This window comes from Labrenzia sp. THAF82 (assembly GCF_009363435.1).
Taxonomy (GTDB): Bacteria; Pseudomonadota; Alphaproteobacteria; order Rhizobiales; family Stappiaceae; genus Roseibium; species Roseibium porphyridii.
The window spans coordinates 6,290,505-6,311,491 of sequence record NZ_CP045354.1; the positions used below are offsets into that span (position 1 = coordinate 6,290,505).

20 protein-coding genes are annotated in these 20,987 nt (G+C 55.8%); 7 read left to right on the plus strand and 13 right to left on the minus strand.

Going from position 1 to position 20,987, the window contains the following annotated elements:
• Positions 1–64 precede the first annotated feature (64 nt).
• From lpdA to zapE, 10 genes are all read right to left on the minus strand, one after another.
• Positions 65–1,468 carry a dihydrolipoyl dehydrogenase gene (gene lpdA, locus FIV00_RS28960; protein WP_152503948.1) on the minus strand — a complete coding sequence of 468 codons (1,404 nt, stop codon included), beginning with the start codon at positions 1,466–1,468 and terminating at the stop codon, positions 65–67.
• A gap of 43 nt (positions 1,469–1,511) precedes the next feature.
• Positions 1,512–2,270 (minus strand): SDR family oxidoreductase, encoded by a 759-nt coding sequence (locus FIV00_RS28965; protein WP_152503949.1) that lies wholly within the window; start codon positions 2,268–2,270, stop codon positions 1,512–1,514.
• A 26-nt stretch (positions 2,271–2,296) separates the two neighbouring features.
• Positions 2,297–2,713, minus strand: a complete 417-nt coding sequence (locus FIV00_RS28970) for a hypothetical protein (protein ID WP_152503950.1) — start codon at positions 2,711–2,713, stop codon at positions 2,297–2,299.
• Positions 2,714–2,733: 20 nt separating this feature from the next.
• Positions 2,734–3,348 (minus strand): LysE family translocator, encoded by a 615-nt coding sequence (locus tag FIV00_RS28975; protein WP_152503951.1) that lies wholly within the window; start codon positions 3,346–3,348, stop codon positions 2,734–2,736.
• Positions 3,349–3,385: 37 nt separating this feature from the next.
• Positions 3,386–4,900 (minus strand): 2-oxoglutarate dehydrogenase complex dihydrolipoyllysine-residue succinyltransferase, encoded by a 1,515-nt coding sequence (odhB, locus tag FIV00_RS28980; RefSeq protein WP_152503952.1) that lies wholly within the window; start codon positions 4,898–4,900, stop codon positions 3,386–3,388.
• A 72-nt stretch (positions 4,901–4,972) separates the two neighbouring features.
• Positions 4,973–7,960, minus strand: coding sequence for a 2-oxoglutarate dehydrogenase E1 component (locus FIV00_RS28985; protein ID WP_152503953.1), 2,988 nt, complete (start codon positions 7,958–7,960; stop codon positions 4,973–4,975).
• Positions 7,961–8,165: 205 nt separating this feature from the next.
• A complete protein-coding gene (sucD, locus tag FIV00_RS28990; protein ID WP_152503954.1) occupies positions 8,166–9,071 on the minus strand; it encodes a succinate--CoA ligase subunit alpha in 906 nt (301 codons plus the stop codon).
• Positions 9,072–10,271: an ADP-forming succinate--CoA ligase subunit beta gene (sucC, locus tag FIV00_RS28995; RefSeq protein ID WP_152503955.1), complete on the minus strand. Its 1,200-nt coding sequence runs from the start codon at positions 10,269–10,271 to the stop codon at positions 9,072–9,074.
• Positions 10,272–10,350: 79 nt separating this feature from the next.
• Complete coding sequence (gene mdh, locus FIV00_RS29000) at positions 10,351–11,313, minus strand: malate dehydrogenase (RefSeq protein WP_152503956.1); 963 nt, start codon at positions 11,311–11,313, stop codon at positions 10,351–10,353.
• 173 nt (positions 11,314–11,486) lie between these two features.
• The gene (zapE, locus tag FIV00_RS29005; RefSeq protein ID WP_152504512.1) at positions 11,487–12,644 is read right to left on the minus strand and encodes a cell division protein ZapE; all 1,158 of its coding nucleotides are present in this window, start codon (positions 12,642–12,644) and stop codon (positions 11,487–11,489) included.
• 186 nt (positions 12,645–12,830) lie between these two features.
• Between zapE and FIV00_RS29010 the strand changes: the two genes are divergently transcribed.
• Positions 12,831–13,376 (plus strand): GrpB family protein, encoded by a 546-nt coding sequence (locus tag FIV00_RS29010; RefSeq protein ID WP_152503957.1) that lies wholly within the window; start codon positions 12,831–12,833, stop codon positions 13,374–13,376.
• A gap of 52 nt (positions 13,377–13,428) precedes the next feature.
• Here the strand turns inward: FIV00_RS29010 and FIV00_RS29015 are convergent, their stop codons facing one another.
• A complete protein-coding gene (locus FIV00_RS29015) occupies positions 13,429–13,890 on the minus strand; it encodes a MarR family winged helix-turn-helix transcriptional regulator (protein WP_152503958.1) in 462 nt (153 codons plus the stop codon).
• A 194-nt stretch (positions 13,891–14,084) separates the two neighbouring features.
• Between FIV00_RS29015 and FIV00_RS29020 the strand changes: the two genes are divergently transcribed.
• Together FIV00_RS29020 and FIV00_RS29025 are read left to right on the plus strand one after the other, a co-directional pair.
• On the plus strand, positions 14,085–14,849 hold the full coding sequence (locus FIV00_RS29020; RefSeq protein ID WP_209006746.1) for an alpha/beta fold hydrolase: 765 nt from the start codon (positions 14,085–14,087) through the stop codon (positions 14,847–14,849).
• Positions 14,850–14,871: 22 nt separating this feature from the next.
• Positions 14,872–15,351: a RidA family protein gene (locus FIV00_RS29025; RefSeq protein ID WP_152503960.1), complete on the plus strand. Its 480-nt coding sequence runs from the start codon at positions 14,872–14,874 to the stop codon at positions 15,349–15,351.
• Between the two features lie 77 nt (positions 15,352–15,428).
• On the opposite strand, the gene FIV00_RS29030 is transcribed toward FIV00_RS29025, so the two are convergent.
• Both FIV00_RS29030 and FIV00_RS29035 read right to left on the minus strand, forming a co-directional pair.
• A complete protein-coding gene (locus FIV00_RS29030) occupies positions 15,429–16,214 on the minus strand; it encodes a hypothetical protein (RefSeq protein ID WP_152503961.1) in 786 nt (261 codons plus the stop codon).
• A 74-nt stretch (positions 16,215–16,288) separates the two neighbouring features.
• On the minus strand, positions 16,289–16,816 hold the full coding sequence (locus tag FIV00_RS29035) for a protease inhibitor Inh/omp19 family protein (RefSeq protein WP_152503962.1): 528 nt from the start codon (positions 16,814–16,816) through the stop codon (positions 16,289–16,291).
• Between the two features lie 82 nt (positions 16,817–16,898).
• Here FIV00_RS29035 and FIV00_RS30020 point away from each other — a divergent pair, with 82 nt between their 5' ends.
• The 4 genes from FIV00_RS30020 to recQ all read left to right on the plus strand — a co-directional run bounded on the left by FIV00_RS30020 (position 16,899) and on the right by recQ (position 20,974).
• Positions 16,899–17,075, plus strand: a complete 177-nt coding sequence (locus FIV00_RS30020) for a hypothetical protein (RefSeq protein WP_173006205.1) — start codon at positions 16,899–16,901, stop codon at positions 17,073–17,075.
• A gap of 503 nt (positions 17,076–17,578) precedes the next feature.
• Complete coding sequence (locus tag FIV00_RS29045) at positions 17,579–17,956, plus strand: MAPEG family protein (protein ID WP_152503963.1); 378 nt, start codon at positions 17,579–17,581, stop codon at positions 17,954–17,956.
• Positions 17,957–18,073: 117 nt separating this feature from the next.
• Complete coding sequence (locus tag FIV00_RS29050; RefSeq protein WP_152503964.1) at positions 18,074–18,967, plus strand: 1-acyl-sn-glycerol-3-phosphate acyltransferase; 894 nt, start codon at positions 18,074–18,076, stop codon at positions 18,965–18,967.
• 117 nt (positions 18,968–19,084) lie between these two features.
• Complete coding sequence (gene recQ / locus FIV00_RS29055; RefSeq protein WP_152503965.1) at positions 19,085–20,974, plus strand: DNA helicase RecQ; 1,890 nt, start codon at positions 19,085–19,087, stop codon at positions 20,972–20,974.
• Positions 20,975–20,987 lie beyond the last annotated feature (13 nt).

Below are 20,987 nucleotides of genomic sequence, written 5' to 3' on the forward strand. Positions count from 1 at the left end.
GCCCCCGGCTTCTAACCGCTATTCTGTACCGGCGCTCTGCTTGGCCGAAAAATCGACGGTTCTTTTAAGAATGTATTGGCTTGGCAAACGCACCGAGAGCCGCCTCCTTGACCGCTTCAGACATGGTCGGATGAGCATGGCATGTTCTGGCAAGATCTTCCGATGAGCCGCCAAACTCCATAAGAACAGCTGCTTCATGGATCATCTCACCAGCGCCGAAGCCGACGATGTGAACACCAAGAACACGGTCTGTTTTGGCGTCAGCCAAAACCTTGGCAAAGCCATCCGTCTGGTTCATGGCCCGTGCGCGGCCATTGGCCGTGAAAGCGAATTTGCCGGTCTTGTACTCTACGCCGTCGGCCTTCAGCTCTTCTTCGGTCTTGCCGACAGAAGCCACTTCCGGCTGGGTGTAGACGACACCTGGAATGACATCGTAGTTCACGTGGCCTGCCTGGCCCGCCAGGATCTCAGCAACGGCCACACCTTCGTCTTCGGCCTTGTGAGCCAACATGGGGCCGGCGACAACGTCACCAATGGCATAAATGCCATCGACATTGGTCTTGTAGTGCGCATCGATCTGAACCCGGCCACGTTCGTCGATCGCAACGCCAGCGGTGTCCAGACCAAGTCCTTGCGAGTAAGGACGGCGACCGATAGCAACGAGGACGATGTCCGCTTCAATGGTTTCCGCGTCGCCGCCTTTTGCCGGCTCCACCGTAACGGCAAGGCCTTTGCCTTTCTTCTCAACGCCAGTGACTTTGGAAGAAAGCTTGAACGCCATGCCCTGCTTTTTCAGCATGCGCTGAAAGTTCTTCGACACGTCTCCGTCCATCGGGCCAAGGATCTTGTCCATGAACTCAACGACGGTGACTTCGGACCCGAGACGGTTCCAGACCGAACCGAGTTCCAGCCCAATCACACCGCCCCCGACGACGACCATCTTGCCTGGAACCTTCTCCAGTTCCAGAGCTCCGGTCGAGGAGACGACCTGTTTCTCGTCGATCTCGACACCTGGCAAAGGCATAACGTCGGAACCGGTGGCAATAACGATGTTTTTCGTTTCAACCACGGAGACAGCACCATCGTCGGCCGTGACTTCAACTTTCCCCTGGCCCAGGATCTTGCCCGTACCGGTGTGTACGTCGATCTTGTTCTTCTTCATGAGGAACGAAATGCCGCTGACGTTGGCGTCCACCACGTCAGACTTGTGTTTCATCATCGACGGCAGGTCGAGTTTCGGCTTGCCCACCTTGATGCCTATCTTTTCGAACCCATGCCCGGCTTCATCAAACATTTCCGATGCATAAAGCAGCGCTTTGGACGGAATGCAGCCGATGTTGAGGCAAGTGCCACCGAGGGTCGCCCGTTTTTCAACGACGGCCGTCTTCAGGCCAAGCTGTGCAGCCTTGATTGCGCACACATAGCCGCCTGGGCCAGTTCCGATGACGACGAGATCATATTGGGACATTTTGGTCGCCTTTGCCTCTTTCACTTCTGGTTGGATTTCAAATTCATGGGAGGATCGACCGGCCGCCGGAGACGTCGAGAATGGCGCCGGTCGTGTAGCTGGAACTTTCTGAAAGCAGCCAGATGATGGCTTCTGCCACTTCGTCCGCAGATCCGGCACGTTTCATCGGAAGCTTCGACTGCAGCTGCGCAACGCGGTCCGGCAAGCCGCCAGACGCGTGCAATTCCGTATCGATAATGCCAGGCCGAACAGCGTTTACGCGGATGCCTTCATCTGCGACTTCCAGAGCCAGGCCAACCGTCATTGTGTCGATCGCCCCTTTTGAGGAAGCATAGTCGACATATTGGGACGGCGATCCGAGCTTGGAGCCCGCCGAACCGAGGTTCACGATACCGCCACCGCTGCCGCCGTGCCGCGTCGACATTCGCTTGATCGCTTCGCGTGCACAAAGGAACGAGCCGACCACGTTGATGGAGAACATTCTGGTCAGACGTTCGGCTGTCATTTCATCGACCCGTTGAGAAAAATCGACGACACCCGCATTGTTGACAAGTCCGGTTAGCTGCCCGAGTTCATCCGCTGCGTTGAAGAGAGCAAGAATATCAGCCTCACGCGACACATCAGCCTGAACTGCAACAGCCTTTCCACCAGCTGCTTCAATGTCAGCAACCACAGCATCCGCAGCCGTCTTGTTGCCTGCATAATTCACGATCACGGTGTGGCCCAGAACGCCGGCCTTGCGGCAAACACTGGCGCCAATGCCTCGGCTTCCGCCTGTGACGATAAGAACTTGATCGGTCATCTTGTCTCCGACTGAGACCCCTGGTGCTATTTGATCGGACGCAAATTGTCCGTCGCTCGCCCTTTGGCCCAAGTGCCAAAGAGTGAACCGTCGGGGTTGATTTGATAGATCACGGGGTCGGCCTCACCCCAGTCAACGACGAGCTGGTTTCCTTTGACAGGCCCCTGGCCGTGGAACGTGTCGCCAGCGATTTCCCAGCGGATATAGGCCGTATTGTCCTTCACCGTTATCGTTGCCCGGCCCTGATAAGCAGCGCCGCTCGGATTGGTGCCCTGAACTGAATAGGTGCCTTCAATCTGCGGCGCGAAGACTGCCTTGGGCGCAGCGGGGGCCGGATTGGAAAGCCACGGCAACGAGGTGAGCGCCATGACCGCCACAATCAAGGCGGCGGCAAGCTTTCTAATGAGTGGCAGCAGTGAAGCCTTCGGTGTCCTTATGCCCATCAGTCGCCTCCTTATCAGAATTAACGTTCGGCCATGGCCAGTCGCAAACCAAAGCCTGCAAATGTTGCAGCAACTGTCCGGCGCATCCACACGAGCACCCTGTCGCTGCGCAAGATCCGTTCGCCGATGAGCGATGCAAACATGCCGTAAACGACAAAAACCACGAATGTCATTGCCATAAAGACAGCCCCGTGCAAAAGCATCTCCAGGGTCGGATTGCTTGCAGCCGGACTGACGAATTGCGGCAGGAATGCAAGAAAGAAGACCGTCAGCTTCGGATTGAGGATGTTGATCAGGAAGCCCGTCCAGGCCGTTGCAGCAAAGCTCTTGGCGTTGCTTTTGTCGGCCCTCAAATCCATTGGTCCGCTATCTTTCAGTGTTTGCCAGGCCAGATAGAGCAGATAGGCAACGCCTGCATATTTGACGGCCGTAAACACCAACGCACTGGTGTGCATCAAAGCCGCAAGGCCGACAACGGACGCCAGAATGGCCGGAACAATTCCGAAGGTGCACCCAAGAGCGGCGGCTATGGAAGCCTGCCGCCCCTTACCGAGGCCAACGGCCACGGTGTAAACAACCCCTGTTCCGGGAACCAGCACCACGATCAGGGCGGTTATCAAGAACTCCAGACTCATGATGCGGTCCCTTTTCTATGGGGTCGGCTGGTCCGGATTACAGATCCAGAACCAGACGCTGCGGGTCTTCCAGGCTTTCCTTGACGCGGACCAGGAAGGTCACGGCTTCCTTGCCGTCGACAATGCGGTGATCATAGGACAAAGCCAGATACATCATCGGGCGGATCACCACCTGACCGTTGACAGCCATCGGCCGCTCCTGAATCTTGTGCATGCCCAAAATGCCCGACTGGGGAGCATTCAGGATCGGAGACGACATAAGCGAACCATACACGCCACCATTGGAAATGGTGAAGGTGCCTCCGGACATGTCTGCCATGCCGAGTTTGCCGTCCCGGGCCTTGCGACCAAGATTGCCGATTTCCTTTTCGATCTCGGCAATGGACATTTCGTCGGCGTCACGCACCACCGGCACCACAAGACCCTTGTCTGTGCCGACTGCAACACCGATGTGGCAGAAGTTCTTGTAAATGATGTCGGTGCCGTCGATCTCGGCGTTAACGGCCGGGATTTCCTTCAGCGCATGCGTGACTGCCTTGGTGAAGAAGCCCATGAAGCCGAGCTTGACGCCGTGTTTCTTTTCGAAAAGGTCCTTGTACTGCTTCCGCAGCTCCATCACCGGCCCCATGTCCACTTCATTGTAAGTGGTCAGCATGGCAGCAGTGTTTTGAGCATCCTTCAGACGGCGCGCGATCGTCTGGCGCAGCTTGGTCATGCGCACCCGCTCTTCGCGCGTTTCATCCTGAGCGGCAACTGGGCCACGCGGGATGGCAGCCGCCGCCGGAGCCGAAGCTGCAGCCGTTGCACCGGACGCGATCGCGTTGATGACATCCTCTTTCAGGACCTGACCACGCTTGCCGGACCCGGCAACCTGATCACCGGAAAGGTTGTTTTCCGCCATCATTTTCTGAGCAGAAGGTGCTGCCGGCATGGATGTTCCGGAAACCGCTGCAGGAGCTGAAGTCGCTGCAGCCGAAGCAGCTGCCGGCGCTGCAGCGGCACCAGCGCCGGACGGGTCGATCTGGCAAAGAAGTATGCCGGGCTGAATGGTCGCGCCGGTTTCAGCGGCAATCTTGACAACGGTGCCTCCAACAGGAGCCGGCACTTCCTGAGCAGCCTTGTCTGTTTCAAGTTCGACGAGCGTGTCATCGGCCTTGACCGTGTCACCGACCTTGACGCTCCACTCTCCAACCTCGGCTTCCGTCACGGATTCGCCAGCACTTGGTGCAACCACGTCCACCAGTTCGGCAGCGCCCGAGGATTTAGCAGCCGGAGCGCTTTCTGCCTTGGCTGGAGCCGCAGCTGCAGCAACAGCGCCTTCGGCGATCTGGCCGAGAAGAGCTCCGACTTCAACCGTATCACCTTCGTTGACCACGATGCTTTCCAGCGTACCTGCCGCGGGAGCAGGAACCTCAACCGTGACCTTGTCGGTTTCCAGTTCCACCAGTGGCTCGTCCTGACTGACGGCATCCCCCGGTTTCTTGAACCATTGTGCAATTGTTGCTTCAGAAACGGATTCACCCAGCGTGGGCACGCGAATTTCGGTTGCCATGGTCGCCTTCTCTTAAAATTACCTGGCCAGTCTTGAGAAGAGGGCCCGAGGGCCCTCCCGAACGGGATACGTTTAGTTTCCTAGTGCCTCTTCGAGGAATGCCTGCAGCTGTGCCAGATGGGCCGACATCAGGCCGGTTGCCGTCGAAGCCATTGCCGCCCGGCCTGCATAGCGTGGACGCTTGTGTTTGGCATCGATCTGGCCGAGCACCCACTCAATGTAGGATTCCACAAAGAACCAGCTGCCCATATTTTTGGGCTCTTCCTGACACCAGACCATTTCGGCCTGCGGGAAGCGCGCCAACTCGAGCATGAGCGCCTTCTTCGGGAACGGATACAGCTGCTCAATTCGCATGAGATAGACATCATTGATGCCGCGCTTCTCACGCTCTTCAAACAGATCGTAGTAGACCTTTCCGGAACACATCACGACACGACGGATCTTGTCATCTGCGACCAGCTTGCTTTCGGCGTTGAGGTTCGGACCCCAATCGTCCCAAAGCAGACGATGGAACGTTGAATCCGGGCCGAGCTCTTCGATCTTCGAAACGGCTTTCTTGTGGCGCAGAAGTGACTTCGGCGTCATCAGGATCAGCGGTTTACGAATGTCACGGCGAAGCTGGCGGCGCAGAATGTGGAAGTAGTTTGCCGGCGTCGAGCAATTCGCCACCTGCATGTTGTCTTCCGCACAGAGCTGCAAATAACGCTCAAGACGAGCTGATGAGTGTTCCGGCCCTTGGCCCTCATAACCGTGCGGCAGCAGGCAGACCAGACCCGACATGCGAAGCCATTTGCGTTCGCCTGACGAAATGAACTGGTCGAACAAGACCTGGGCGCCGTTGGCAAAGTCACCGAATTGCGCTTCCCACATGGTCAGTGCACGCGGCTCGGTGAGCGAATACCCATATTCAAACCCAAGAACAGCTTCTTCGGAGAGCATCGAGTTGATGACTTCGTAGCGCTGCTGATCTGGCGAAATATGGTTGAGCGGGATATAGCGACTTTCGTTTTCCTGATCATAAAGGACAGAATGACGCTGAGAAAACGTTCCGCGCTCGCAGTCCTGACCTGAAAGGCGGATCGGGTGCCCTTCCTTCAGAAGCGACGCGAATGCAAGCGCTTCAGCGGTTGCCCAATCGATGCCTTCACCGGTCTCGATCATGCGCTCACGATGGTTCATGAAGCGGGCGATGGTCCGGTGGATGTTGAAGCCGTCCGGAACATGGGCAAGCGCCCGTCCCATGTCCTTCAGTTCCTCAAGCGGCAGTCCGGTTTGACCGCGGCGCGGGTCATCTTCGTCACCCGCGCGCTTCATGCCGGCCCACTTGCCGTCGAGCCAATCGGCCTTGTTGGGCTTGAAGGCCTGACCGGTGTCGAATTCCTCGTCCAGATGCTTGCGCCACTCGGCCTTCATCTGATCGACGTCTTCCTGTGAAAGCAGGCCTTCGCTGATCAGACGCTCGGAATAAAGCTGAAGTGTCGTCGCGTGCTTACGGATCTTGCGGTACATGATCGGCTGCGTGAACGCCGGTTCGTCACCTTCGTTGTGGCCGAAGCGGCGATAGCAAATCATGTCGATAACCACCGGACGATGGAACGTCTGGCGATATTCGATTGCGATCTTGGCCGCAAAGACGACCGCTTCAGGATCGTCCGCATTGACGTGGAAAATCGGCGCTTCGATAACCTTGGCCATGTCCGACGGATAAGGTGAAGACCTCGAGAAGCGCGGATTGGTCGTGAAACCAATCTGGTTGTTGATGATCACATGGACCGAACCGCCGGTGCGGTGACCGCGCAGCGCTGAAAGGCCAAAACACTCGGCAACAACGCCCTGGCCGGCAAACGCCGCATCGCCATGCAGCAGCAACGGCAAAACCGTGTCGCGATCAACTTCAGTGGTTTCGATGAAATTACCGTTGTCGTCGGCGGCAAGCTGATCCTGCTTGGCGCGGGCCTTGCCCAGAACAACGGGATTGACGATCTCAAGGTGAGATGGGTTGGCCGTCAGAGACAAATGGACATTGTTGCCGTCGAACGTCCGGTCGGACGACGCACCAAGGTGGTATTTCACATCACCGGAACCTTCCACGTCATCAGGTGCGTAGGAGCCGCCCTTGAATTCATGGAAAATGGCGCGGTGCGGTTTGCGCATCACCTGGGACAACACGTTCAGGCGGCCACGGTGCGCCATGCCGAAGACGATTTCCTTCAGGCCCATCTGCCCGCCACGCTTGATGATCTGCTCCAGCGCGGGGATCAGCGCTTCACCGCCATCAAGACCAAAGCGTTTCGTGCCGGTGTATTTGACATCGAGAAACTTTTCGAAGCCTTCCGCCTCAACGAGCTTGTTCAGGATTGCCTTTTTGCCTTCAGAGGTGAACGCAACCTGCTTGTCCGGCCCTTCAATGCGCTCCTGTAACCAGGCTTTGGATGCCGGGTCGGAAATATGCATGAACTCGACACCGAGCGTGGAACAGTAGGTCCGCTTCAGGATGTCGAGCATCTCGCGGATGGTGGCGTGTTCCAGTCCGAGAACGTGGTCGATGAAGATCGGTCGGTCCCAATCGGCTTCCGTGAAACCGTAGGATGAGGGATGCAGCTCCTCATGATCGCCCTTGCCGCTCAGCCCGAGCGGATCAAGATCTGCATGCAGGTGACCACGCATGCGATATGCGCGGATCATCATCAGGGCACGGACGGAATCGCGGGTTGCCTGGTGCACCTGGGCATCCGAAATCGGTTCGCCCTTGGCTTCAGCTTTCTTTTTGAGCTTGTCGCCGATCTTCTGTTCAATCGGTGCCCAGTTGCCGTCAAAAGCGTTGACGAGATCGCCATTTGCTTCAAGCGGCCAGTCCTTGCGTTTCCAGGTCGCCCCGCGTGCCTCTTTCAAAACGGCTTCTTTTTCGTCCTGGAAAGACGCAAAGAATTCCCGCCAATCGGCGTCCACCGAATTCGGATCCGTTTTGTACTGTGCGTAGAGGTCTTCGATATAGGCTGCGTTGGCGCCGTAAAGCAACGACGTCAGTGCGAATACGTTGTTCGCTTCCTGCCGTGCCATGTCCTTTAGCGGAGGTTTGCTCCGCCCTTTTTGTTTAGGCGGGCCGAAAATAAGACCCGCGGCCGGTTCCCTACAAAGACCGATGAAATCATCAGCCCCTCGAATAAGTGTTACGGCACACAATTTGCGCCGCAACCCATCCTTTCACTATGCAACAGGAAACGTAAACCGTTTCCGTGCACTACCCGCAAATAATTCTGCGATTTTAGCTCTTCAAGACTTCGAGAAGTGTCTCACCAAGCTTTGCAGGGGACGGAGACACCTTGATACCAGCCGCTTCCATGGCATCGATCTTGTCTTCCGCACCACCTTTACCACCGGAAATCACGGCGCCGGCATGGCCCATCGTCCGGCCAGGAGGTGCCGTGCGGCCTGCAATGAACCCAGCCATCGGCTTCGAACGGCCCTTCTTGGCCTCATCCTTCAGGAACTGAGCAGCCTCTTCCTCGGCAGAGCCGCCGATTTCGCCGATCATGATGATGGATTGAGTCTCATCGTCAGCCAGGAACATCTCCAGGATGTCGATGAACTCGGTGCCTTTGACCGGGTCGCCGCCGATGCCGACAGCCGTTGTCTGTCCAAGACCTGCGACTGATGTCTGATAGACGGCTTCATAGGTCAAAGTGCCAGAGCGAGAGACGACGCCAACGGAACCTTTCTTGAAGATGGAACCGGGCATGATGCCGATCTTGCACTCTTCCGGGGTCAGGATGCCCGGGCAGTTCGGCCCAAGCAGGCGTGAACTGGACTTGTCCAGTTTCGCCTTCACCTTGACCATGTCAGCAACTGGAATGCCCTCGGTGATGCAGACGATGAACGGGATTTCCGCATCGATTGCCTCGATGATCGCGGCGCCGGCACCTGCCGGTGGGACATAGATTACCGATGCATCAGCACCTGTTGCGTCCTTGGCTTCGCCGACCGAAGCATAGATCGGCAACTGAGCGGCGCTTTCAACGCTGCCCCATGTTTCGCCACCCTTTTTGGGATGAACGCCGGCAACCATCCTGGTGCCATAGTACTCAAGCGCCTGCTCCGTATGGAACGTGCCGGTCTTGCCGGTCAGGCCCTGAACGATGATTTTCGTGTCTTTATTGACGAGGATCGACATTTACGCGCCCCCCTTGACGGCTTTCACGATTTTCTGGGCGGCGTCGTCGAGATCATCAGCGGCAATCACGTTCAGTCCGCTTTCATTGATGATTTTCTTGCCGAGCTCCACATTGGTGCCTTCCAGACGCACAACGAGCGGAACCTGCAAGCCGACTTCCTTGACGGCCGCAACAACACCTTCCGCGATCACGTCGCAGCGCATGATGCCACCGAAGATGTTGACCAGAATGCCCTTCACGTTCGGATCGGACGTGATGATCTTGAAGGCTGCCGTCACTTTTTCTTTCGACGCACCCCCGCCAACATCCAGGAAGTTTGCGGGTTCAGCACCGTAGAGCTTGATGATGTCCATGGTTGCCATGGCAAGCCCGGCACCATTGACCATACAGCCGATGTCACCATCGAGCGCCACATAGGCGAGGTCATGCTTGGACGCTTCGATTTCCTTGGCGTCTTCTTCCGTTTCGTCGCGCAGCGCCATGATATCGTCGTGGCGGAACAGCGCGTTGCCGTCGAAGGAGACCTTGGCGTCAAGGACACGCAGATGTCCGTCTTTCATGACGATGAGCGGGTTCACTTCCAGAAGGCTCATGTCTTTTTCGACAAAGGCCTTGTGCAGGATGGGGAACAGCGTCATGCCATCGTCACGCGCTGCACCTGTCAGTTCAAGCGCATCGCACAACTGGCCCGCATCAGCACTGGTGACACCTGTTTCAGGGTCGATCGGCAGCGTGATGATTTTTTCTGGCGTTTCTTCGGCAACCGCCTCGATATCCATTCCACCTTCTGTGGAAACCACGAATGCAGGCCGGCCAACCGTGCGATCAACCAGGATGGAGAGATAGAGTTCACGCTCGATATCAGCGCCGTCTTCAATATAGAGGCGATTCACGACCTTGCCCGCAGGGCCGGTCTGCTTTGTCACCAGCGTGTTGCCAAGCATTTCCTTGGCATGGGCCGTTACTTCATCCAGTGAGAAAGCCAGGCGAACTCCGCCTTTGGCATCTTCCGGCAATTCCTTGAATTTGCCCTTGCCGCGGCCACCAGCGTGGATCTGGGTCTTGACCACCCAGAGCGGGCCGGGAAGTTTCTTTGCCGCAGCTTCCGCCTCATCGGCTGAAAAAATGGCCACGCCTTCTGCAACCGGTGCACCGAACTGCTTCAGCACTTCCTTGGCCTGGTATTCATGAATATTCATGTGTCTCCCCCGTTTTCGGAGGACCGCTCTTTCAAGTGATCGAAAGAGCGGTCGCTAAGTCCTAAAAGCGGGCGCTCGCTTAGCCGAGCGCCGGCTGAATTTTCTTACAAGCGTCAACCAGACCGTCGACCGCAGCAACGGATTTGTCGAAGTTGGCTTTTTCCTCGCCCTGCATGTCGATTTCTATGACACGCTCAACGCCATCTGCGCCGATCACGACCGGCACACCCACATAGGTGTCTTTCAAACCGTACTGACCATCAAGCGCAGCTGCGCAAGGCAGAACACGCTTTTTGTCCTTCAGGTAGCTTTCTGCCATCGCAATGGCAGAAGAAGCCGGCGCATAGAAAGCAGATCCCGTCTTCAAGAGACCGACGATCTCCGCACCGCCGTCGCGTGTGCGCTGAACGATTTCTTCCAGCCGCTCAGCAGTGCACCAGCCCATCTTGACCAGATCCGGCAGCGGGATGCCTGCAACAGTGGAATAACGGATCAACGGCACCATCGTGTCGCCATGGCCACCCAGAACGAATGCCGTGACGTCTTCGACGGAAACATTGAACTCATCGGCAAGGAAATAGCGGAACCGGGCACTGTCCAGCACGCCAGCCATGCCGACAACCTTGTTCTTCGGAAGGCCGGAGAATTTTTGCAGGGCCCAGACCATCGCATCGAGCGGGTTGGTGATGCAGATGACAAACGCATTCGGCGCATATTTGGAAATACCTGCGCCGACTTGCTCCATAACCTTCAGGTTGATTTCAAGCAGATCGTCGCGGCTCATGCCGGGCTTACGTGGGACACCCGCGGTGACGATAACAACGTCGGAGCCTTCAATGGCTTCATAGCTGTTGGCACCGGCCAGTTTGGCATCGAAGCGGTCGACCGGGGAAGACTCGGCGAGGTCGAGCGCTTTGCCCTGCGGAACTCCTTCCGCGATGTCGAAGAGAACGATGTCTCCCAGTTCCTTCAATCCTGCCAGATGAGCGAGCGTGCCGCCGATCTGACCAGAGCCGATCAAGGCAATCTTGTTCCGCGCCATTTCGAAAGTTTCCCTTTACGTAAGATGGAACTCTATGCCATCCTCTGATGACTGAGGATGGCACTACTCTCTTTGCCGCCCCTGCGCAAGTTCGCCAAAAGAATATTGCGCGAGGCGAAGCAAAATTTCTCTTTTCTTCCCGTCTGCGTAATTCTCCTATAGGGAATGCAGACTTATGCGTGTATTTCCCGATTATCTCCCGCAAGGTACGCTTCGGACCTCATTTCGATCAAGCGCGAGGCCGTGCGGTCAAATTCAAAAGCTTCCGTGCCATCTTCTCCAACATAGAGATCCTGCGGCTCGGCCTCAGCCGAAATGACCAGCTTGATGCCGTTGTCGTAAAGCGTATCGATCAAGTTGATAAACCGCTTTGCTTCATTGCGCCGAGCACGCGACAAGACCGGCACATTGTCCAGGAAAATGGTGCTATAGGCATTGGCGATGCGGAGATAGTCACTCGCGCCAAGCGGCTGCATGCAAAGGTCGTCGAACGTAAACCTCGCAGCACCGGAGGCAACCGCTGGCACCGGTATGAGGCGGCCCTTGTTTTCCAATTCTTCGGAATGAGGCTTCATCCCATGCGTGAGCTTACTGAAAATTTCGTCCATCTGGGTATCTGCATCGCTGCCGAGTGGCGTGACATAAACCGGTGCTCCGGCAAGTTTCTCCAACCGATAGTCGGTCGGTGAATCAAGATGCAGAATTTCCACACGCGACTTGAGCATTTCGATAAACGGCAAAAACAGTTGCCAGTTCAAACCATCCATGTAGAGACGTGACGGCTCCACATTTGACGTCGCGACCACCACCACGCCGCGCTCGAACAGCTGCGTAAACAATCGCCCCAGAATCATGGCATCTGCAATATCGGTGACCGAAAACTCGTCGAATAGCAGCAATCGGGTTTCGTCGGAAATCTGTTCGGCAACCGGAGGGATCGGGTCATCTCCCTTAACCTCGCCGCGCTTATGCGCCTGTCGGTGCGCATGAATGCGCTCATGCACGTCGGTCATGAATTCGTGGAAGTGAACCCGACGCTTTCTTCTGATCACCGTGACCTCATAGAAGAGATCCATCAGCATCGTCTTGCCACGGCCGACCCCGCCCCACATGTAGAGGCCCTCGACTTTTGCCCATAGCTGGTTCTTCTTGTTGGCAAACAGCCAGCCAAGTGAACTCTTCTTTGAGGCCAGACGGGTTTCGGCGAGGCGTGTGTTCAAAAGATCAAGCTGATAAACCGCTTCCCTTTGGACAGGATCTTCAGTGATCTCACCGGACGCGATCAAGGCATCGTAGCGAGCGCTCATGGCGCGGTTGACCGGCAGTTCCATATTCAAGGGTGCTGCTCCCTCCATGAGAATTCATGGGGCGGTGAGTATCCAAGGTGCAGGTTGCACAAAACCTTTGGGCGAAATACGGTCAATTTGCCGCAGATGCAAGTCGTGAATTTGTCTTAGGGCGTCTTGCCATGCCCCGGAAAATTCATTCAACCGATTGAAATCAAAGGTTATCAGCACATGCCTGTTGTTTTGCGCGAGCACGATCCCGACTGGCAGGAAGAAGCGGAAAAGATCATTTGCGATCTGCGCCAGGTGCTCCGGGGCGAAGCTACGGGCTTTGAGCATGTTGGTTCGACATCCATTCCGGGACTCAAGGCAAAACCCAAATTGCATGTCGACATTCTTTTGAAGCCGCTAGCTGACCTCAGCAAATTGCGGCGCCGCCTGGTCTCGTTCGGCTATGTCGACCACGGCAACAGGTTCCGGCCTGACGAAGTGCAGTTGACCCGACAAACGGGCAAACGGTTTACTTCCGTTTGCCCAGATCAGTCTGGAACGCTCATGAACCACCGCGTTTGCCTTTGCAACGCCGGGTGTGCAGCGGCAGCAGACAGGGTTGCCTTTCGGGACAAGCTAATTGGCGACCGAACGCTCGCACTGCAGTACGAGGCCCTCAAGGAGCGACTGGCCGAAGATCACAAAACCGGCACTTTTTGGCTCAATTACTCTGCAGGAAAAACCGCGTTTATCGAGGACGTGCTGGCTTCATCTGTTGGGCGGTGAAATCGCAGAAAGGAAAATGACCGGTCCCCAATATTGGGGACCGGTCTCTGGTTCAGCGCAAATTGTTCTGCGCAATGAACGCTTTGATGTCATTGAGTTCTTTGATCAACATTTCGGCCCGCTGCCCATCCACGCCGATCGCGCAGCCCAGACCTTGGGGCACTGAAAGCGCTGTTTTGTAAAGATCCTTGCCGCTTTGGGTCAAGAATACCTGAACACGTCGCTCGTCTTCCGCACTTCTCTGACGGGTTACGAAACCAAGCTTTTCAAGCCGCTTCACCAATGGGGTCGCAGTTGCCTGATCCACTTCAAGGCTCTTGGCAATGTCCTGTACCAGAATCCCGTCGTTCTGCCACAGGACCATTAGCGCCAGATACTGCGGATATGTAACGCCCATCGTCTCGAGCAGAACTGCATATTCCTTGGTGATCGCTCTGGATGTCGAATAGAGGGCAAAACAAAGTTGGTCCTCTATTTTTAGCAGGCCTTTCTCGTCAGTCGTACAGCTTTCCATGATGAGTCCTATTGGATAGTGCGCAATTTTTTAGACCAGCGCGACATTTGTTTCAAGACCCGGCATCTCTAACCGACTGAAATCAAGCACAATTTTCGAACACCTCGAAAAACGCTTGACTTCACGCATGATATATAGCTTACAAATAAATAGTGCACTAATTATTTACCTCTCCTCTCTCGAAGGAAACTATCATGACCTCAATTCGAAACTTCCTCGCCAGCGCCGCAATGGCAAGCGCCATGATCTGGTCGTCCGGTCTGGCAATCGCCTCAGATCTGAAAGCCAACTCAGTTGTTCTTGTTCACGGCGCATTCGCCGATGGCTCAAGCTGGAGCAAGGTAACGCCCCTTCTGGAAGCCGCAGGCCTTGACGTGATCGCTGTTCAAAACCCGCTTGAATCGCTTGCCGGCGACGTTGCGTTCACGAACCGTGCGATTGATCGTGCAGAAGGTCCAGTGGTTCTCGTCGGCCACTCCTGGGGTGGCATGGTCATCACCGAAGCGGGCGGACATGACAAGGTCCAGTCACTCGTCTACGTGGCCGCTTACGCTCCGAGTGAGGGACAGTCCCTGGGTGAAGCCGCCGAGCTTGAAAAATTCCCCGCTCCCGGGATCGGCGCTCTTCAAAAAGATGACCATGGCTATTTCTTTCTTTCGAAAGAGGCGGCTGCGAAATACTTCGCACAGGATCTGCCAAAGGATCAGACCGATTTCATCGCAGCAAGTCAGGGATTGCTGAACAGCTCTGCACTGGGAGAGCCGGTCAGCACCACGGCTTGGAAAGACAAGCCGAGCTTTTACGCCATCGCCGGCGAGGACCACATGACACCGACAGCGCTTCAACGCGAGTTCGCGAAAAAGATTGGTGCCGAGTCCAGGGAGATTGCGTCAAGTCATTCCATCATGGTGTCCCAGCCGGAGTTTGTCGCCAATCTCATCATCGAAGCAGCCAAGTGACACTCATTTGAAGGAGGACAAAATGAATCAGAAATTCAAGACAATTGCTCTAGCTGCATTGACTTTGACAACCCTTAGCGCGGCCGTCATCGCGCAAGACAGCCGCACGCCTGTCTATGTTGCCGGGAACAAGCCAATTGCGCCCTATTCGCCAGGGATCAAGCTCTCAAACGGGATGCTGTTTGTTTCCGGTCAGATTCCCTATGTTGAAGGAGCAATTCCCGATGCGGCAAAGAATGACGTCAAAGCCCAGACCAAAATTGTCATGGAGAATCTGCGCGGTGTTTTGAACGAGGCCGGCTACACCTTCAACGACGTTGTGAGGGCGACCGTCTTTATTACCGACATGGACAATTATGGCGCGTTCAACCAGGTCTACGGCACTTATTGGTCAGAAGGAGACGTTCCGCCTGCACGAGCTGCCGTCGAAGTGGGCGCTCTTCCCGGTTCAAAACCCGGTGCGCCGGTGATGGTTGAAGTCTCAATGATTGCGGCGAAATAGATCATCAACGAAATAGGCTGCGTCCAGATCAACTGGACGCAGCCCCGATAAATATGAAAATCCGACTGGATTGTGCGCTATCGAAAGATCAGTGTGGTCTTGCGGCCATTTTGCATTTCTTGCAGATAAAGAAGCTGAGCAACAAGATAACACTCTGATTGGTCATCCAAATTCGCTTTCCGACCACGACCGTCGGTCAACAGCCACGCGTTTCCAGACTTGACCACATCGCACTCAATCGGATCTGCCGTATCGAACCCGGCTTTCGTGATAAGCTCCAGCCCGTCCTTGTCGGAACTGGCCTCCTCAACGCCCTTCACCTGCATTCTGAGACCGCGATAGGTCTTCTGCACGGCAAGTGCTGCGACAATAACGGTGACAACGTCATCGCCGTCCATTGCCGCAAACCGCATAACGCCTCCGCCTCTTGGAATGGTCGCATTGGAACACGGTGTTCTCTGCACATCGCCCAGCGGCGTCCACTCTGAACGAAGCGTGACGGTTGCCGGTTGCCGGAGGGCACCCATTTCCTTTGCCAGACGCTTCTCGGCGGCACGTTGGGGATCGCGACCCGGCCTTTCAGCACGTGCCGGCTTGCCGGCAAGAATAGTTCCGCCGATGCGCAGGCGGCGGAAGACGATTACATCCCGCATGAGGTCAGTGCGTTCTACACGCCAACCGGCATCCAGCCAGGCATTTTGATGCACAAGACTGCCGCCCGAATTGGCCCACCACGTTCTGTGTTCCCGGGCACTTTTCGGCAATGATGAACCGATGATTTCTTCAACTTCATACAGCTTGGCTGCCCAGACAACATCGTCTAGTCGAGCCAAGTGTTCGCGCAATGGTTCGTATTTGGACATTCGCACAGCCTTTCCGGTAGCCATGCAAATATACACTCATAGCGCGTACTGTAAAGTAAAAACACGGAGGTGTTTTAACGGAACAATGAGATCGCTGATCCGGAGGAGGTTTGACCGTTAAACTGCCCGGGAGAGCTGGAATAAAGCTGTGCGACGATGGCCCCGGAACCGTCCTTCAAAACCACCTGATTGCCGTTCAAATCCCACGCCGAGATTCCGGACAATGCTGGCGTGGCACAACCTCTGGTATTAGCCCGGTAGCCGCCGGACCAGGTCGTGAGCGTCATAAACGCCATGCAGCTGTCACCCGAGGAAGACAGCTTCCAACCGCCCAAAAGATCGGTTCGGCCAACCTCTTTCGCATCGGACGGTGCAGCAACAGGATTGCTCGCAAGGTCCGTTGGAGCAGCGTTCGGGTCGGTCAAGGTTGTACCCGATGGTGGTGCGTTGGGATCAAGAGGATCAAGTGTCCCGGTTCCGACCGGCGTCGTCGGCGTTGCCGGCAGCGGAGCCGCGTAGTTCCGGTTGCCCGAAAACCGTTGGCAAGCGGCCGTCAGAACCACCAGACCAACAATCAAAACGAACTTTCCCGCACGCATCATGACGAATCAATCCCTCATCTTCGTCCCCATATGGTGCATCTCTTAGCCCACAATTTGTCGAAAATCCAAAATCACGAAAAAAATGCACAAAAGAGCAGGGTTCCCTTTTGCCACGAAAGACAGCGACAGCAATCAGGCAACGTCCCGTGCCGTCGGCGTAGACGGTATCTCGGGTGGTGCCAGCAACCGGTCGATTGCGGTCCTGATCTTCAAGAAATATCGGGCACTTGCTGCAAGCCCCTACCAATGTGGTGGCTGATCGATCAGCGCCAGATCAGCCAGGTAAATGACCCCGTCGGGAACAACCGCATAGGGCAGCAAAAAGATGTCGACCGGCTTTGGCGTCTAACCCTTGGCATCCACACCCTCGGCAGCCAGAAGTGTTTCGACATGTCTGCTCAGTCGGCCAAATGGTGCAGGGGCCGCGGAAAAGGCTCGTATCAGACCTTTTGCTCTCGAATACAGGCAGGCTTCCGCGAGCGGGCCACGCAAAACATTGTTCGGACACAGAAAAAGCAAGGTGGTGTTCGACAAATTGTCACCCCTTCTCAGAACAACAGAAATGATGCGCCAGCAGCGACATGCTCCTATCCCTCCTTCTGGAAAAGACTATGACAGGAGAAGTCCGCCACCGTTTTCATGAGGATATCTTTGGAACAAATGCACGATTTCGACTATTCGTCTGTGCCTAGGCGGTGATCGATATCGTCATCACCTGCGTCGCGCCGGCGGTTTGTCCTTGAATTTGAATTGGAGCGAAAAATGTCGATTGCACTCTGGTGCATCCTGATTGCCGCAATTTTGCCGATCCTGTCTGCTTTTCCTGCCAAGCTGAACAAGGACTTCAACAACGCCCTGCCACGAGATCCGGACTATTGGCGCGAAGGATTCAGGGCACGTGCACAGGCGGCTCAAGCGAATGGATTCGAAGCGTTTCCATTTTTCGCCGTTGCCGTTTTTGTCGCAATGAGCCAGGGCGCGGATCCTCATTGGATCGACAGACTGGCTGTATTGTTCGTGCTTTTGAGACTGATTTATGTGTTCTGCTACTGGATGGATCGGTCGACACCACGATCGCTGGCATGGGCGGCAGCCTTCTTGACGATCGTGGGACTATTCACCAGCTCCTTGTGGAGTTGAATTGCGACAAGGCGATATTTAGATCGGTAAATTCTTCAAGGAGAGTTTGCACCATAGGTTCTATTTCGCTAACGATGCAGGGACGCGTAGCAGGTTACCGATGGGCAGAGGTGCAGTGTGCGGACGACAGACCAGACGACAAACGCCTTGCCGGCTCGGCGTGAGGCTGCGCTCCAAAAGCAGCTTTCAGAACAACATATAGTTGATTCTCTTATCGCCGAACGCGGAAAACTTGTGATGGCCAGCCCCTGGTGGCCCATCATCAAACCGTTTGCCTACAAGATTTTACGCTACAGATCCGCGGTCGACATGGCGGACAAGATTGCTCAAATGGAAGCTGTCGACTGCTTTGCTCACTTGAGTGGCCTGCTTCAGCTTGATGTGACAACTATTGGCCTGGAGCGTGTTCCCGCTCAAGGACCTGTGGTTCTTGTTTCAAACCATCCGACCGGCATTGCCGACGGCATTGTTCTTTACGATGCGATCAAGGCCTGCCGCGACGATCTGTCCATTTTCGCCAACAGAGACGCAATCCGCATTAACCCGCGGCTGGCGGACATGATTGTTCCGGTCGAATGGCGGGCCGATTTCAAAAGCAGGACGAAGTCGAAAGAAACCCTGAAACTTGCCTCATCCGCATTTGCAAAAGAACGCGTTGTGGTGCTCTTTCCATCCGGCCGCCTTGCCCATTGGCATCAAGGCAAGTTGACGGAACGACCCTGGATGACCTCTGCGTTGGCACTGGCGCGAAAAAACAAGGCGCCGATCATCCCAATGCATATGGGCGGGCGTAATTCAGGCCTCTTTTATTTCCTGGCCAGAGTGTCGACGGAATTGCGCGACATGACAGTCTTCAATGAGCTGCTGAACAAGAAGAATGCCAAGTTCAGCGTGCATTTCGGCAAACCTATCCGGCCGGAACGACTGGCTGGCGATCTCAGCGACCTCGCCGAGCAGATGCGTGTTCACTGTGCCGAAACACTTGCAACAGATCCGAACGCAGAATTCTGATTTTCAGATGTCCGGCTGATCGGGAAAGCCGGTCATCCACAGGTGCGATTTCCCCTTCATTGCCCTGACTGTGCGAATAAGACATGGTGCGGATTAAGAAAGGGAACCTTCTCGCTCATGCCAGTTTCGCCCGCGATCGCCGCGCAGGATGCCCTGCCCGTTCAGCCCGCCGTCGCGCCGCCGGTTCTTCCCGAACCAAAGCCGCTTGCGGTACTGCAGCAGGTGTTCGGCTACAGCAGCTTCCGTGGCAAACAACAGGCTGTCATTGAAACACTGAGCGACGGCAACGACGCTGTCGTGCTGTTTCCGACAGGTGCCGGGAAGTCTCTTTGCTTTCAGATCCCGGCACTTTGCCGTCGCGGTGTCGGCATCGTCGTTTCGCCGCTGATTGCGCTGATGAAAGACCAGGTCGGCGCGCTTCAGGCCGCCGGCGTAAAGGCTGCGGCGCTCAATTCGACACTTTCACCGGACGAGCAGGAAGCGTTGCGAGAGGAGCTCCGACACGGGAACATAGATCTCCTTTATGTAACGCCCGAACGTCTTGGAAATGAGAGTTTCCGCCGTTTTCTCGACATGCTTGAAATTGCCCTCTTTGCAATCGACGAAGCGCATTGTGTCAGTCAATGGGGCCACGATTTCCGGCCGGAATACCTGTCGCTTTCTTGCCTCCGTGAGCGTTACCCAGGTGTGCCAAGAGTTGCCCTGACCGCGACCGCAGACCCACACACCCAAAAGGATATTCTGGCCCGGCTTCAGCTTGAGGACGCCGAGGTCTTCTCTTCCAGTTTTGACAGGCCCAACATCCGCTACGAAATCGTGGAACGGACCAACCAGCGACAACAGTTGCTGGATTTTCTGAAAAAACATGAAGGTGAAAGCGGCATCGTCTATTGTCTGTCACGGGCCAAGGTTGAGGACATTGCCGATTGGTTAAGCACAAAGGGAATCAGGGCACTTCCCTACCACGCGGGTCTGCCGACAGAGCAACGCGCAGCAAATCAGGATGCTTTCCTTCTTGAAGAAGGACTTTGCCTGGTGGCAACGGTGGCCTTTGGCATGGGGATCGACAAACCCGATGTTCGTTATGTCGCACATCTCGATCTGCCGTCTTCCGTTGAAGCCTATTACCAGGAAACAGGGCGTGCCGGTCGCGATGGCGCTCCCTCTGAAGCCTTCATGGCCTATGGCATGGCGGACCTTGTGCAGCGTCGACGTATGATTGCCGAAGGAGATGCCCCAGACGAGGTGAAAAGGGCGGAGAACGCCAAGCTGAATGCGCTGCTTGGCATTTGCGAAACGGCTGGCTGCAGGCGGCAAGCGCTTCTGGCCCATTTCGGAGAGACCTATCCAAATCCTTGCGGAAACTGCGACACGTGCCTGTCGCCGGTTGAAACCTGGGATGGGACCGAGGCTGCACAAAAGCTCATGTCTGCGATCTACCGCACCGGCCAACGCTTCGGCACTGGTCATGTGATCGATGTTCTGATGGGAAAATCGAACGAGAAGACCAATCGTTTCGGACACGACTCTCTGACCGTTTTCGGAATCGGTCAGGATGTCCCGCAAAAGACCTGGCAATCGATCGCCCGTCAGTTGGTCGCAGCCGGTTATGTGGATGTCGACCACGCCCATTTCGGCGCTCTGATCCTGACCGAAAAGGCGCGCAACGTCTTGCGCGGCGAAGAAACGCTGGCCTTGCGTAAGGACCGCAACGCTGCTGGCTTGAAAAGAACACGCACATCCCGAACTGCTTCAATCGCAGACGAGCTGGATCACGAAGACAAACTCTTGTTTGAGCGGTTGCGTAGGCTCAGAACGCAGATTGCGCGTGATCAGAGTGTTCCCCCCTATGTGGTTTTTCCAGACGCGACGCTCGCAGGCATCGCTGCGGCGCGGCCGGTGACAAAAGACGCTCTGCTCGCCGTTTCCGGTGTCGGACAATCTAAGCTTGAGAAATACGGCGATACGTTTCTTGACCTGGTGGAAGCGTTCGAGGCCGGGGTATGATTTCGTTTACCTT